Raw genomic sequence first — 14,274 nt, 5'->3', positions numbered from 1 at the left:
TGTGTTATCTAGTTCCACGGGCTAGCTCTTCGGAAAAAAGATAAAAATTGAATGTGACAAAAAGCATCGTAGTCAATTTTTCCTATTTTTCAGTCAGAGCTGGACGAGCCCATTATACTTTTGTGTTATCTAGTTCCACGGGCTAGCTCTTCGGAAAAAAGATAAAAATTGAATGTGACAAAAAGCATCGTAGTCAATTTTTCCTATTTTTCAGTCAGAGCTGGACGAGCCCATTATACTTTTGTGTTATCTAGTTCCACGGGCTAGCTCTTCGGAAAAAAGATAAAAATTGAATGTGACAAAAAGCATCGTAGTCAATTTTTCCTATTTTTCAGTCAGAGCTGGACGAGCCCATTATACTTTTGTGTTATCTAGTTCCACGGGCTAGCTCTTCGGAAAAAAGATAAAAATTGAATGTGACAAAAAGCATCACAGTCAATTTTTCCTATTTTTCAGTCAGAGCTGGACGAGCCCATTATACTTTTGTGTTATCTAGTTCCACGGGCTAGCTCTTCGGAAAAAAGATAAAAATTGAATGTGACAAAAAGCATCACAGTCAATTTTTCCTATTTTTCAGTCAGAGCTGGACGAGCCCATTATACTTTTGTGTTATCTAGTTTCATAGGCTAGCTCTTCGGAAAAAAGATAAATGATGAAAGAGGCAAAAAGCACCTCAGTCATAATTTCCTATTTTTCAGTCGAGACGAAACGAGCCTATTACACTTTTAATTTTAGGAGGAAAAAAAATGTTACGTAAGTTCAAAATTTCAATCGATGGGAAAGAGTATTTAGTAGAAATGGAAGAAGTTGGCGGTGTGCCACAAGCACCGATCGCCGCACCAGTTACACCAGCAGCAGCTCCAACACCTGAACCGGTCGAGCAAGCAACACCCCCAGCAAGTACACCAGCTGGAAATGATGCGATGCCATCCCCTATGCCTGGAACAATCTTGAACATTTTAGTATCTGTTGGGGACACCGTACAAGAAAATCAGCCGCTAATGATTCTGGAAGCAATGAAAATGGAAAATGAAATCGTAGCTGGAAAAACTGGAACAGTCACAGGGATTCATGTCCAACAAGGTGATATGGTCAATCCTGGCGAACCATTAATTACAATCGGTTAAATAAGAAAAAAGAAGTTTAATTTTAAAAAAAGGAAGTGACGTTTGTGGAGACATTAATTGAAGGCGTAGTAGGAATGGGGCAGGAACCTGGTCGTATTGTAATGATGGTAATCGGTGGTATCTTGATGTACTTAGGTATCAAAAAGGAGTACGAACCTACTTTACTTGTGCCAATGGGATTAGGTACGATTTTAGTCAATTTTCCCAATTCGGGTGTATTAAGTGCTGGTGGAGAAGCAGGTCCGTTTCAAGTGTTGTTTGATATAGGGATTTCGACGGAGTTATTTCCGTTGTTATTATTTATCGGTATTGGGGCTATGATTGATTTTGGTCCTTTGTTACAAAATCCATTCTTATTATTGTTTGGTGCAGCCGCTCAATTTGGGATTTTCTTTACGATTATTGCGGCAGTTTTATTAGGATTTGATTTAAATGATGCTGCTTCTATCGGAATTATCGGAGCAGCAGATGGTCCAACATCTATTTTCGTTGCGAACACCTTGAATTCGAAATATATGGGCGCAATTATGGTGGCAGCTTATTCTTATATGGCCTTGGTTCCTATTATTCAGCCAGTGGCGATTAAAGCTGTTACTACGAAAAAAGAACGCAAAATCCGCATGACCTATCGTGCTGGCGAAGTATCACAAACAGCGAAGATTTTATTTCCTATCGTGATTACGATTGTCGCTGGATTGGTAGCACCAGTTTCTCTTCCATTAGTTGGGTTCTTGATGTTTGGGAATTTACTACGTGAATGTGGTGTCTTGGATCGTTTATCCGTGACAGCGCAAAATGAGCTTGTAAACATCATCAGTATTGTGCTAGGGTTAGCGATTTCAGTAAAAATGCAGTACGAAGAATTTTTACAAATTGATACATTAATGGTTATTGGTCTGGGGTTAGTTGCCTTTGTAATGGATTCAGTTGGTGGGGTATTGTTTGCTAAATTATTGAATTTGTTTAGAAAAGAAAAAATTAATCCTATGATTGGTGCTGCAGGAATTTCAGCATTTCCGATGTCTAGTCGAGTGATTCAAAAAATGGCAACAGACGAAGATCCACAAAACTTCATTTTAATGCATGCCGCTGGTGCAAATGTGTCTGGACAGATCGCGTCTGTTATTGCGGGCGGCTTGTTATTAGCGTTGCTTGCGTAGCGTTTTGAATAGAAGAAAAGGAAAGGAGCTTGGCTCATGTCAGCTGATTTATTAAAATCATTAGAACTATTAGTTTTTGGTTGGGGTGGCGTGTTTGTGGTCATTTTTGTGATATACTTTGCGTCGTTTATGCTAAATAAATTATTTCCACCGAAAAGCTAGGAAGTGTTAAACCATGGATATCAGAAGAATTTGGCTTGATCGAGATTGGGTAGGAAAACAGCAGTGGTCAGATTTTCTGATGAAAGCTGATCTGATACCTGATGATCAGCTAGACTTTACAATCGGCATTTACGATCAGGAGAAGCTTATTGGAACAGGATCGCTTTTTCAAAATATTTTAAAATGTATTGCAATCGATTCTTCTTATCAAAATGAAAATCTGCTCTCTCGAATTGTTCAAGCATTAAGAGAACAATTGCAGGAAATAGGCTATCACCATTACTTTTTATATACAAAGCCAAAAACCAGTAAGCTGTTTCGTTCTTTAGGTTTTACTGAAATTACAGCAACAACTGAACTGGTTTTTATGGAGCAGGGATTTCCTGATTTTGAAGACTATTTAACGGAACTCAAAAAGCATCGGACAAAGACGAAGGACAATGCAGCCATTGTAATGAATGCTAATCCATTTACAAAGGGTCATTTATATTTAGTGACAGAAGCAGCTAAAACTGCCGAGACGGTTTATCTCTTTGTTTTGTCTGAGGAACGTTCGCTATTTAATGCAAAGACACGTTTTAACTTGGTAAAAGAAGGCGTTAGCCATTTATCAAATGTGGTCGTTTTACCAACAAGAGAATACATGGTATCCAGTGCGACCTTCCCATCTTATTTTTTGAAAGATCAGGCGAAGGCAAGTATTGCGCAAGTTCAGGCTGTTTTGGATGCCACTTTATTTAAAGAAAAGATTGCTTCTATTTTATCGATAACAACTAGATTTGTTGGAGAAGAGCCATTTTCAGAAGTAACGAAAATTTACAATCAGGCAATGAAAAAGACCTTTGGTTCCCAGCTAAATCTAGTTATTTTACCAAGAAAACAAATTGGTGAGGAGGTTGTCAGTGCGACCAAAGTACGAGCTTTAATGGAACAAGGAAATTACGCAGCAATCAAACCTCTTGTTCCACCCAAAACGTTTGAAGAAATAATCAAACAAAAAAATAAGTAACGGGGTGTATATTTTGGAAATCAAACAAAACGCATCTGCTGGTACAACTGAATCAAGCGATATTATGATTACAATTGGAAAAAACAGTGGACAAGGAATTCAAATTGAACTAGACAGCAGTGTTGAAAAGCAATTTGGACGTCAAATTCGTGAAAAAATACAAGAGACCTTGAATCATTTGTCTGTTACGAATGCGAAGGTTCAGGCAATTGATAAGGGCGCATTGGATTGTACTATTCAAGCTCGAACGGTGGCAGCTGTTTATCGCGCTGCTAATGAAGAAAATGTAGACTGGCAGGTGTTAAATACATGGAACGTTTAAGAAGAACCATGATGTTTGTACCTGGAGCAAATGCTTCAATGCTAAGAGATGCGACGTTATACGGTGCTGATTCGTTGATGTTTGACCTTGAAGATGCGGTTTCATTAAAAGAAAAAGATAGTGCACGTTTACTTGTCTATCATGCCTTGAGAACATTTGATTATTCTTCTGTAGAAACGGTTGTCCGAATCAACGGATTAGATACAGTGGGGCGTCAAGACGTTGAAGCAATGGTTTTAGCAGGTGTAGATGTGATTCGTTTGCCAAAAACTGAAACGGCACAAGATATTGTTGATGTAGAGGCAGTAATCACAGAAATGGAAACAAAATATGGCATCGCTGTTGGGACAACTAAAATGATGGCGGCAATTGAATCGGCTGAAGGTGTTTTAAATGCTCGTGAAATTGCGCTTGCAAGTGATCGATTGATCGGTATTGCACTTGGTGCAGAAGATTATGTAACCAATATGAAAACACACCGCTATCCAAATGGGCAAGAATTATTTTTTGCCCGAAGCTTTATCCTCCATTCAGCAAGAGCGGCAGGCATCGCGGCAATCGATACGGTGTACTCAGATGTAGAGAATACAGAAGGATTTCTTGCAGAAGTTGAGTTGATCAAGCAGTTAGGCTTTGACGGTAAATCTGTCATCAATCCACGTCAAATTCCGTTAGTAAATAGTGTATATGAACCAAGTGAAAAAGAAATTCAAAATGCGAAAGAAGTGATCTGGGGGATTAGAGAAGCAGAATCGAAAGGTTCAGGCGTCATTTCAGTTAATGGAAAAATGGTCGATAAACCAATTGTTGAACGGGCAGAGCGAGTAATTGCTTTAGCTATTGCAGCAAAATTAATTTCTGAGGAGGAAGTCTAAAATGAAAAATAACGTAGGCAAAGAAATTCCAGATAATTATGCTGAACAATATGGTTTATTCAAAGGGGAACTAGCCAATATTCGTGAATACAAAGAAGCTAGCCGTAAGATTAAACCTGTTAGACCAAGAGATACGAAGCTACTAGGTAGTTTAAGAGAAGCTATTGAAAAAACAGGATTAAAAGATGGTATGACAATTTCTTTCCATCATCATTTTAGAGAAGGCGATTTTGTTATGAATATGGTTCTAAAAGAAATCGCGGCTTTAGGAATCAAAAACCTATCGATTGCACCTAGCTCCATCGCAAATGTTCATGAACCGTTGATTGAGCATATCAAAAATGGTGTAGTAACGAATATTACCTCTAGTGGATTACGAGATAAAGTTGGTGCTGCGATTTCTGAAGGAATCATGGGAAATCCAGTTGTGATCCGTTCTCATGGTGGTCGTGCGAGAGCAATCGCTACTGGCGATATCCATATTGATGTGGCCTTTCTAGGTGCACCAAGCTCAGATGCATACGGCAATGTAAATGGAACCAAAGGCAAAGCCACATGTGGCTCATTAGGCTATGCGATGATCGATGCGAAGTATGCCGATCAAGTAGTCGTGATTACAGATAGCTTGATGCCGTATCCAAATACACCAATCAGTATCCCGCAAACCGATGTAGACTTTGTCGTAGAAGTTGAGGCAATCGGTGATCCAAATGGCATTGCTAAAGGAGCAACTCGTTTTACTAAGAATCCTAAAGAACTATTGATTGCAGAATATGCAGCAAAAGTGATTACGCATTCGCCTTATTATAAAAATGGTTTTTCTTTTCAAACAGGAACTGGCGGAGCAGCGTTAGCCGTTTCTAGATTTTTGAAAGACGCCATGGTCAAAGATGGTATCACAGCAAGCTTTGCTTTAGGTGGTATTACAAATGCAATGGTTGAGTTATTAGAAGAAGGATTAGTTGAAAAAATTATAGATGTTCAAGATTTTGATCATCCATCTGCCGTTTCTTTAGGTAATTATGAAAATCATTATGAAATAGATGCAACTATGTATGCTTCGCCATTAAGTAAAGGTTCTGTGATCAATCAACTAGATACAGCAATCCTTTCAGCACTGGAAATCGATACGAATTTCAATGTGAACGTTATTACGGGATCGGATGGTGTCATTCGTGGCGCATCTGGCGGACATTCAGATACTAGTGCTGCTTGTAAGATGAGCTTAGTGATTGCACCGTTGATTAGAGGACGAATTCCGACGATCGTTGAAGAAGTGAATACAGTGGTAACACCAGGTAGCAGCATTGATGTGGTGGTGACAGAAGTTGGGATTGCGATTAATCCAGAACGTCAGGACCTAGTAGAACATTTTAAAACATTAGACGTTCCACAATTAACAATGAAAGAACTACAAGAAAAAGCCTATAGCATTGTGGATAGACCAGATGCTATCGAGTATGGGGATAAAGTAGTTGCATTGATCGAATACCGTGATGGGTCAATTATCGATGTGGTCAGAAATGTCTAAATGCTATCTACAGGGGGAAGCGATTACGTTGTTAGAAATGCTGGATGCAAGAGAAAAACGAGTAACAATTCAGCAAGAATTTTTACAAAAGTACCCTACAAGTGCTTTATTAAGCGCTACGATGAATATTCCAGGACCTGTAAAAAACAATGAGCAGCTAAGACTGGCCTTTTTAACTGTCATTAAAGAGCTAGAGTCTCTTTTTCCTCCTAAAAAAATAGCTGCTGGTAAACAACGAGATTTAAAAACAGGTTCTGAATATTATTTGGCTCTTAATGAAGCACCAGAAGAACTGAAAAGAAAAGTCATTGAAATCGAAGAAACACATCCTTTAGGGCGTTTGATGGATTTGGACGTGATTTATTTAAAGAATCATACCTGCCATTCCATCAGTCGTACGGAACTAAATTACAAACCAAGAACTTGTTTTATCTGCGAAGAAGAAGCCAAAGTTTGTGGAAGACAGAGAAAGCATAGCGTAGCAGAAATGCAAGAAACAATCAGTCAACTTATTGAGAAAGGAAAGATGAAATGACAAAAAAAATCCTTTTTACAGAAACTGTTTTGCGGGATGGTCAACAAAGCCAGATTGCCACAAGAATGCCGACAAGTGATATGTTGCCAATCATTCAAACTCTAGATGAAGCAGGCTATCACGCTTTAGAAGTGTGGGGCGGTGCAACGTTTGATGCCTGTATTCGCTTTTTGAATGAAGATCCTTGGGAACGATTAAGAGCAATTCGAAAAGCTGTTAAAAATACAAAGCTACAAATGCTTTTACGAGGACAAAATTTACTTGGTTATAAAAATTATGCCGATGATGTTGTAGAAGCTTTTGTTCAAAAATCAATCGAGAACGGTATCGATATTATCCGTGTCTTTGATGCGCTAAATGATACTAGAAATCTACAAACGTCAATTGAAGCAACCAAAAAATTCGGCGGTCATTGTCAACCAGCTATTTCCTATACGACGAGTGATTTTCATACAATCAACTATTTTGTAGGATTGACCACAGAATTGGAAAAAATGGGCGCTGACTCAATTTGTATTAAAGATATGGCGGGAATCTTGACACCAGATGATGCGTATCGTTTAGTTACGGAAATCAAAAATAAAATTCAAGTACCGCTAGAAGTTCATACACATGCAACAAGTGGAATTTCAGAAATGACCTATCTAAAAGCCGTTGAAGCAGGAGCAGATATTATTGACACCGCTATTTCGTCATTTTCCGGTGGAACAAGTCAACCAGCTACAGAATCAATGGCACTTGCATTGGAGAATTTAGGATACGATACACACTTAGACATGAAGAAAGTGGCTGAAGTGGCCGATTATTTTAATCCGATTCGTGATAAATTCAGAGAAGAAGGATTGCTGAACCCTAAAGTGAAAGATACGGAGCCAAAAACATTGATTTACAAAGTACCTGGTGGCATGCTGTCTAATTTATTGAGCCAACTGACAGAACAAGGACTAGCGGATAAATACGAAGAAGTGTTAAAAGAAGTACCAAAAGTTCGTGCCGATTTAGGTTATCCACCGCTTGTAACACCGTTATCACAAATGGTTGGAACACAAGCCGTTATGAACGTAATCAGTGGAGAACGTTATAAAATGATCCCAAAAGAAATTAAAGAGTATGTCAAAGGACTTTATGGAAAACCCCCTGTGGCAATTTCAGAGACAATGACAAACTTAATCATTGGTGAAGAAGAAGTAATGACAGTTAGACCTGCTGACCTATTGGCGCCAGAACTTCCAACCTATGAAAAAGAAATTGAACTGTATGCAAAATCAACAGAAGATGTTTTGATATATGCGTTATTCCCACAACAGGGAAAAGATTTCTTAGGCAGAAGAGACGATCGATTTTATGATGTTCCTTTGCAAGAAGTGAGTGTTACATTGGATATTTAATGAAAAGGAGTTGTAAAATCAGACGATTTTGCAACTTTTTTTTATGAATGTTTAAAGGATTTTTTGAAAGAAATAAATTTTTTTCATATTACATGAAAACGATAAAAGTTACTTGAAATCGGTCAAATAGTACTTAGTAAATGTTATCTGTGTTAAGGTGTTTTTTTGTTTTTTTATGATGGGTTTTAGATTAAAAAAAAATGTGAGAAATATGTTATATAGCTAATTATTATTGTGTAAATACGTTTGGAAATTGATTATACCTTTATATATGAGGATTTTTATTATATGACATAATTATGCCGTAGATATGTTAATTAATATAACTTTTCTCATCGTTAGAAAGGTTTACTTTTAAGGATTATGCCGTTATAATGGCTAAAATCAAGTCATATGTAAGATGGCCGTATAGGTTTTATTTTTGGTACAGTACATAAATATGAATTAGATTATTTAGTAAAACAAGTTCGTTTTTCTCAATCGTTGAATTTAGGAGGGATGTTTTTGATTACCAACAAAAAATCATCAAATGCTTTTTTTGAGTTGAATCATCAGATGTATCATTACTATTCGCTTGCGTCATTAGAAACGGAAGGTCATTCTTTTGTTGCTAAGTTACCGTTTAGTATTCGTGTGTTACTAGAATCATTATTAAGGCAGTCAAATCATAATGGAATCACAGAAGAACATATTAAACAATTAGCCAATTGGTCGGCGAATCAGCCGAATAAAGGTGAAGTCCCATTCAAACCAGCTCGAGTGATTCTTCAAGATTTTACAGGCGTTCCAGCTATAGTCGATTTAGCCTCTTTACGAAAAACAATTGCTGATTTTGGCGGTGATCCAACCAAAATCAATCCCGAAGTTCCTGTTGATTTAGTTGTTGACCATTCAGTGCAAGTAGATGTAGCTGGAGTAAAACAAGCACTACAGTTAAATATGAAAATGGAGTTTCAACGCAATCAAGAGCGTTATCGCTTTTTAAGCTGGGCGCAAAAAGTATTTGATAATTATCGTGTTGTTCCACCTGCAACCGGAATCGTCCACCAAGTCAACATTGAATATCTGGCAACGGTTGTGACGCAAAAAAAACAAGCAGATGATACGATTTTACTTTACCCTGACACGCTAGTTGGGACGGATTCCCATACGACAATGGTCAATGCATTAGGTGTTTTAGGCTGGGGTGTTGGTGGAATTGAAGCAGAAGCAAGTATGCTTGGCGAACCGTCTTATTTTCCTATCCCAGATGTTGTTGGTGTCCGTTTTGTGAATGAACTATCACAAGGTGCTACAGCGACAGATCTAGCCTTAAAGGTAACGCAAGTATTAAGAAAACAAAAGGTTGTCGGCAAATTTGTAGAATTCTTTGGTTCAGGGTTAATTAGTTTAAGCTTGGCCGATCGAGCAACTGTCGCAAATATGGCACCCGAATATGGCGCGACCTGCGGTTTTTTCCCTGTAGATGATGAAACAATTCGTTATCTGCGACTAACAGGAAGAGAAGAACAGAACGTAGCGGTAGCTGAACGTTATCTAAAAGAAAACCAATTATTTTATGATCCAAAAAACGATCAAGAACCTAATTATACAAAGGTGATCGAAATCGATCTAAGCGAGATAGAAGCCAACCTTGCTGGCCCAAAACGACCACAAGATTTGGTCCCGCTATCTGAAATGAAAACAGCATTTGAACATGCGGTGAAAGCGCCAACTGGATTGCAAGGCTTTGGTCTCACAGAAAAACAGTTGACAGAAAATGTGACGTTAGAGTTAGAAGGAGAACGGCATCAATTAAAGCCTGGAGCAATTGCAATTGCAGCGATTACTTCATGTACGAATACCTCGAATCCATTCGTTATGTTGAGTGCAGGCTTAGTAGCTAAAAAGGCTGCATTGCTTGGTTTAAACGTACCAAATTATGTAAAAACGTCTTTAGCTCCAGGTTCAAAAGTTGTGACAGCCTATCTAAAAAAAGCAGGTTTACTGCCTTATTTAGAACAGTTAGGTTTTCATCTTGTTGGGTATGGTTGTACGACTTGCATTGGTAATTCGGGAGCATTGAAGCCGGAAGTCGAAGATGTAATCAAAGAAAATGATTTATTAACTGCGGGTGTTTTAAGTGGAAACCGTAATTTTGAAGGACGTATTCATCCTTTAGTGAAAGCTAATTATCTGGCATCTCCGCCACTGGTTGTTTTATATGCACTTGCTGGAACAGTCGATATTGATGTATTCAACGAACCAATTGGAATTGGAGAAAACGGTATACCAATTTATTTCAATGATATTTGGCCGTCCAGAGATGAAATTCAAGCATTGATCGACGAATGTGTTACGCCCGAACTTTACCAAGCAGAATATGCACGGGTTTTTAGTGACAATGAAGAATGGAATCAGATTGAAACGAACGATGAACCTTTGTATGGCTGGGAAGAGGAATCAACCTATATTGCAAATCCGCCCTATTTTACGAAAATGACAAAAGAAAGAGAACCGAGAAGACCTTTGAAACGATTAGCTGTCTTAGCGAAGTTTGGCGATTCAGTTACAACTGATCATATTTCGCCAGCTGGAAGTATTCAAAAAACTAGCCCTGCAGGTCATTATTTGATTGATAGAGGCGTTGAGGTCCGCGAATTTAATTCTTATGGCGCCAGACGTGGCCACCATGAGGTGATGATGAGAGGAACATTAGCTAACATTCGTATTCGTAATCAATTGGTTCCAGAGGTAGAAGGTGGCTATACGATCTTTATGCCAACGAACGAAAGAATGACAATCTACGATGCTGCGATGAACTATCAAAAACAAGGAACAAAACTTGTGATTTTAGCAGGTGACGATTATGGTATGGGTTCTTCAAGAGACTGGGCGGCTAAAGGAGTTCAGTTACTTGGTGTCGAAGCTGTGATTGCCAAAAGTTATGAACGGATTCATCGTTCGAATTTAGTAATGATGGGTGTATTACCATTACAATTCAAACCAGGTGAAGATGCGGATAATTTAGGTTTAACAGGAACTGAGTTATTTGATATTGACATTGATGAAACAAAAGGGGTTTTGGATACGGTAAAGGTAACTGCGAGTAAGTCAAATGGAGAAGTAATTGAATTTGAGACAGTTCTTCGTTTTGATTCAGCAGTTGATATCACCTATTATCAACATGGTGGGATTTTACCGATGGTCATCCGTAAAAAACTTTAAAATGATCGTTAAAACAATTAAAACATAATAAAAAGCCTGTTTTGCCATCTAGTGTCTAGCGGTGCAGGTTAAAATTTCGGGAAGTAGAAAAATATGAATGAGGCAAAAAAGTTACCTCAGTCATATTTTTCTATTACATTAAGGAGGAGCTTGGATGGAGATTCAAAAAGGCTTAGAAGGTGTCGTAGTTTCTGAAACAAAAATCAGCTCGATCGTAGAAAATCAGCTATTGTTTGCAGGAGTTAATATTGATGATTTAGTAGCAGAAAATGCACAGTTTGAAGAAGTGATTTATCTATTATGGTTTTTGAAAATACCGACAAATCAAGAATTAAAGACATTTAAAAAAGAATTATCTGTTCAAATGCCAATATCTGATACGATTATTACATGTTTAAAAATTCAAACACGTCAGAATCTTCATCCTATGAGTGTTTTACGGTCAACGATTTCACTATTAGGGGTATTTGATCCAAATGCTGAAGCGACAGATGAACAATCAACGTATCAGCAAAGCCTTGCATTACAGGCAAAAATGCCAACGATTATTGCGGCTTATGCAAGGCTAAGAAAAGGTTTAGACCCAATTCCTCCAAAAAATAATTTATCGATTGCGGCAAATTTTCTTTATATGCTGACTGGAAAAGAAGCAGAAGAAGTACAGATTTCGGCCATGAATCAAGCATTAGTCTTGCATGCTGATCATGATTTAAATGCAAGTACGTTCACCGCAAGAGTCTGTGCTTCTACATTGTCAGATGCTTATTCATGCATTACAGCTGCAATCGGTTCTTTAAAAGGGCCACTGCATGGTGGCGCAAACGAAAAAGTGTTTGATATGTTGAAAGAAATTGATTCCAACAATCTAAATGTTGAAGAGTACTTAAATCGAAAACTAGATCGAAAAGAAAAAGTCATGGGTTTTGGGCACCGTGTATACAAAACAGAAGATCCAAGAAAGAAACATTTAAAAAAACTAGCAAAAGAGCTAACGTCAATCACCCAAAAAGAACAATGGTATTTTTTATCGTGTCAAGTGGAGCGCTATTTAAAAGAGACCAAAGGATTGATTCCAAATGTCGATTTTTATTCTGCTACGGTTTATCATTGTATGGATATCGATAGTGACTTATTTACGTTGATTTTTGCTATGAGTCGTGTTTCTGGCTGGTTAGGTCATATTGATGAACAGAAAAAAGACGATTGCTTGATTCGTCCGCGTTCACATTATATTGGTCCGAAACAGTTAGAGTATAATAGAATAAACACCGAATTACATCCAGGAGGAATGGAAGCATGATAAATGGAGAAAAAATTGGGTTTGAAAATAAAAAATTAGTTGTTCCAAACTATCCAATCATTCCTTTTATAGAAGGTGACGGAATTGGACCTGAAATTTGGCAGGCTGCTAAAAATGTATTTGACGCCGCGGTTACTAAGGCGTATAAAGGAGAACGTAAAATTATTTGGCAAGAAGTTTTAGCAGGTGAAAAAGCGTTCAATGAAACTGGGAGTTGGTTGCCAGAAGAGACGTTGGAAACCATCAAAACGCATCTCGTTGCAATCAAAGGCCCACTAACAACACCAATTGGGGGCGGTTTTCGTTCGTTGAATGTAGCATTGCGGCAAGAGCTAGACTTATATATTTGCTACCGACCAGTACGTTACTTTGATAGAGTGCCTTCTCCGTTAAAGCATCCAGAAAAGACAGATATGATGATCTTTAGAGAAAATACAGAAGATATTTATGCAGGAATCGAATTTTTAGCTGAAAGTCCTGAAGCAAAAAAATTGATTACATATTTAAACAAAGAGTTTGGTGTCAATAAGATTCGCTTTCCTGAAACATCGGCGATCGGGATCAAACCTGTTTCTAAAGAAGGAACAGAACGTTTAGTTCGAGGTGCAATTGAACACGCATTAAAGAATAAGCGAAAATCAGTCACACTTGTTCATAAAGGAAATATTATGAAATTTACAGAAGGGGGCTTTAAAAACTGGGGCTATGCTTTAGCCGAAAATGAATTTGGAGACAAAGTATTTACATGGCAAACCTATTTGAAAATCAAAGAGGAGTCAGGTAACGTTATAGCGAATCAACAATTAGCAACTGCTGAAAAGGAAGGTAAATTGATTATTAAAGATCGCATTGCCGACATCTTCTTACAAGATATTTTGCTTCATCCTGAAAATTATGATGTAATTGCAACTTTGAATTTAAATGGAGACTACATTTCAGATGCATTAGCGGCTCAAGTTGGTGGAATTGGGATTGCACCAGGGGCTAATTTGAACTTGGTAACGGGACATGGAATCTTCGAAGCAACGCATGGAACAGCACCAGAATTTGCCGGATTAAATCAATTGAATCCATCATCTTTACTTTTATCTGGAGTATTAATGTTTGATTATTTAGGTTGGAGCGAGGTTAGTGAGTTCATTACAAGAAGTATTGAAGAGGCATTGGTGAACAAAACAGTAACGAAAGATTTTGCAGACCAAATGGAGGGGGCAACTGTACTGAGTTGTTCCGATTTTGGAGAAGTATTAGTCCAATTAATCAAAAGCAACTAGCAATAAAGAGGTCGGGACAAACACCCATGAGGGCTATCGCCCTCACCAAACAGAATGAAAACGAAAGTGATCGACCTACAGGCTTTTTCCTGTCATACTTAGAGATGACAGGAGTGGCTTGTAGGTCGATCACTTATTGAGGTTCTTCTCCAAGTAACCTTGAGGGACAAACTAGATCATTCTACTTATTTGCACCAATCATTAGGTCTTAGAACCTGCGTATAAAAATAAATCGTTTCTATAAGTAGAATAGCCCCTTCTGTACTTTTTTTCAAGGAGGAATGGTAAAAATGGAAGATGTACTTCGTTCTTGTTGTGCTGGATTAGACATCCATCAAAAAGTAATTGTTGCGTGTATTATTCGTTCTGCTGAAGGAAAAAAAC

12 protein-coding genes are annotated in these 14,274 nt (G+C 38.0%); all 12 read left to right on the top strand.

Annotated elements, in window-relative coordinates; all coding sequences use genetic code 11:
- Positions 1-746 precede the first annotated feature (746 nt).
- The 12 genes from BCR22_RS08225 (at position 747) to icd (ending at position 13,890) form a co-directional block, all read left to right on the top strand.
- The gene (locus tag BCR22_RS08225) at positions 747-1,127 is read left to right on the top strand and encodes an acetyl-CoA carboxylase biotin carboxyl carrier protein subunit (protein WP_069654459.1); all 381 of its coding nucleotides are present in this window, start codon (positions 747-749) and stop codon (positions 1,125-1,127) included.
- Between the two features lie 44 nt (positions 1,128-1,171).
- Positions 1,172-2,287 (top strand): sodium ion-translocating decarboxylase subunit beta, encoded by a 1,116-nt coding sequence (locus BCR22_RS08220; RefSeq protein ID WP_010760867.1) that lies wholly within the window; start codon positions 1,172-1,174, stop codon positions 2,285-2,287.
- A gap of 36 nt (positions 2,288-2,323) precedes the next feature.
- Positions 2,324-2,449, top strand: coding sequence for an OadG-related small transporter subunit (locus BCR22_RS15845; protein WP_010760868.1), 126 nt, complete (start codon positions 2,324-2,326; stop codon positions 2,447-2,449).
- Positions 2,450-2,462: 13 nt separating this feature from the next.
- Complete coding sequence (gene citC / locus BCR22_RS08215) at positions 2,463-3,458, top strand: [citrate (pro-3S)-lyase] ligase (protein ID WP_083241785.1); 996 nt, start codon at positions 2,463-2,465, stop codon at positions 3,456-3,458.
- Between the two features lie 13 nt (positions 3,459-3,471).
- Positions 3,472-3,780 (top strand): citrate lyase acyl carrier protein, encoded by a 309-nt coding sequence (gene citD, locus BCR22_RS08210; protein ID WP_069654458.1) that lies wholly within the window; start codon positions 3,472-3,474, stop codon positions 3,778-3,780.
- Positions 3,768-4,655: a citrate (pro-3S)-lyase subunit beta gene (citE, locus tag BCR22_RS08205; protein WP_069654457.1), complete on the top strand. Its 888-nt coding sequence runs from the start codon at positions 3,768-3,770 to the stop codon at positions 4,653-4,655. The genes citD and citE overlap by 13 nt, the downstream gene beginning before the upstream one ends.
- Before the next feature lies 1 nt (position 4,656).
- Positions 4,657-6,186, top strand: coding sequence for a citrate lyase subunit alpha (gene citF, locus BCR22_RS08200; protein WP_069654456.1), 1,530 nt, complete (start codon positions 4,657-4,659; stop codon positions 6,184-6,186).
- On the top strand, positions 6,179-6,721 hold the full coding sequence (gene citX / locus BCR22_RS08195) for a citrate lyase holo-[acyl-carrier protein] synthase (protein WP_069654455.1): 543 nt from the start codon (positions 6,179-6,181) through the stop codon (positions 6,719-6,721). Before citF ends, citX begins: the two co-directional genes overlap by 8 nt.
- Complete coding sequence (locus tag BCR22_RS08190; protein ID WP_069654454.1) at positions 6,718-8,109, top strand: oxaloacetate decarboxylase subunit alpha; 1,392 nt, start codon at positions 6,718-6,720, stop codon at positions 8,107-8,109. The genes citX and BCR22_RS08190 overlap by 4 nt, the downstream gene beginning before the upstream one ends.
- Before the next feature lie 498 nt (positions 8,110-8,607).
- Complete coding sequence (gene acnA / locus BCR22_RS08185; RefSeq protein ID WP_069654453.1) at positions 8,608-11,316, top strand: aconitate hydratase AcnA; 2,709 nt, start codon at positions 8,608-8,610, stop codon at positions 11,314-11,316.
- A gap of 154 nt (positions 11,317-11,470) precedes the next feature.
- Entirely contained in the window at positions 11,471-12,616 is a 1,146-nt protein-coding gene (locus BCR22_RS08180; RefSeq protein ID WP_069654452.1) for a citrate synthase, read from the top strand.
- The gene (gene icd, locus BCR22_RS08175; protein ID WP_069654451.1) at positions 12,613-13,890 is read left to right on the top strand and encodes an NADP-dependent isocitrate dehydrogenase; all 1,278 of its coding nucleotides are present in this window, start codon (positions 12,613-12,615) and stop codon (positions 13,888-13,890) included. Before BCR22_RS08180 ends, icd begins: the two co-directional genes overlap by 4 nt.
- Positions 13,891-14,274 lie beyond the last annotated feature (384 nt).

Origin of the sequence: Enterococcus plantarum (assembly GCF_001730295.1) — a bacterium.
In the GTDB taxonomy this organism is placed as follows: domain Bacteria; phylum Bacillota; class Bacilli; order Lactobacillales; family Enterococcaceae; genus Enterococcus_L; species Enterococcus_L plantarum.
This window is presented reverse-complemented; position numbering and strand designations above follow the sequence as displayed.

Coding starts and splice junctions, on each gene's coding strand:
- BCR22_RS08225 (WP_069654459.1), top strand. CDS start 747: ATGTTACGTAAGTTCAAAATTTCAATCGATGGGAAAGAGTATTTAGTA.
- BCR22_RS15845 (WP_010760868.1), top strand. CDS start 2,324: ATGTCAGCTGATTTATTAAAATCATTAGAACTATTAGTTTTTGGTTGG.
- citC (WP_083241785.1), top strand. CDS start 2,463: ATGGATATCAGAAGAATTTGGCTTGATCGAGATTGGGTAGGAAAACAG.
- citE (WP_069654457.1), top strand. CDS start 3,768: ATGGAACGTTTAAGAAGAACCATGATGTTTGTACCTGGAGCAAATGCT.
- citF (WP_069654456.1), top strand. CDS start 4,657: ATGAAAAATAACGTAGGCAAAGAAATTCCAGATAATTATGCTGAACAA.
- citX (WP_069654455.1), top strand. CDS start 6,179: ATGTCTAAATGCTATCTACAGGGGGAAGCGATTACGTTGTTAGAAATG.
- BCR22_RS08190 (WP_069654454.1), top strand. CDS start 6,718: ATGACAAAAAAAATCCTTTTTACAGAAACTGTTTTGCGGGATGGTCAA.
- acnA (WP_069654453.1), top strand. CDS start 8,608: ATGTTTTTGATTACCAACAAAAAATCATCAAATGCTTTTTTTGAGTTG.
- BCR22_RS08180 (WP_069654452.1), top strand. CDS start 11,471: ATGGAGATTCAAAAAGGCTTAGAAGGTGTCGTAGTTTCTGAAACAAAA.
- icd (WP_069654451.1), top strand. CDS start 12,613: ATGATAAATGGAGAAAAAATTGGGTTTGAAAATAAAAAATTAGTTGTT.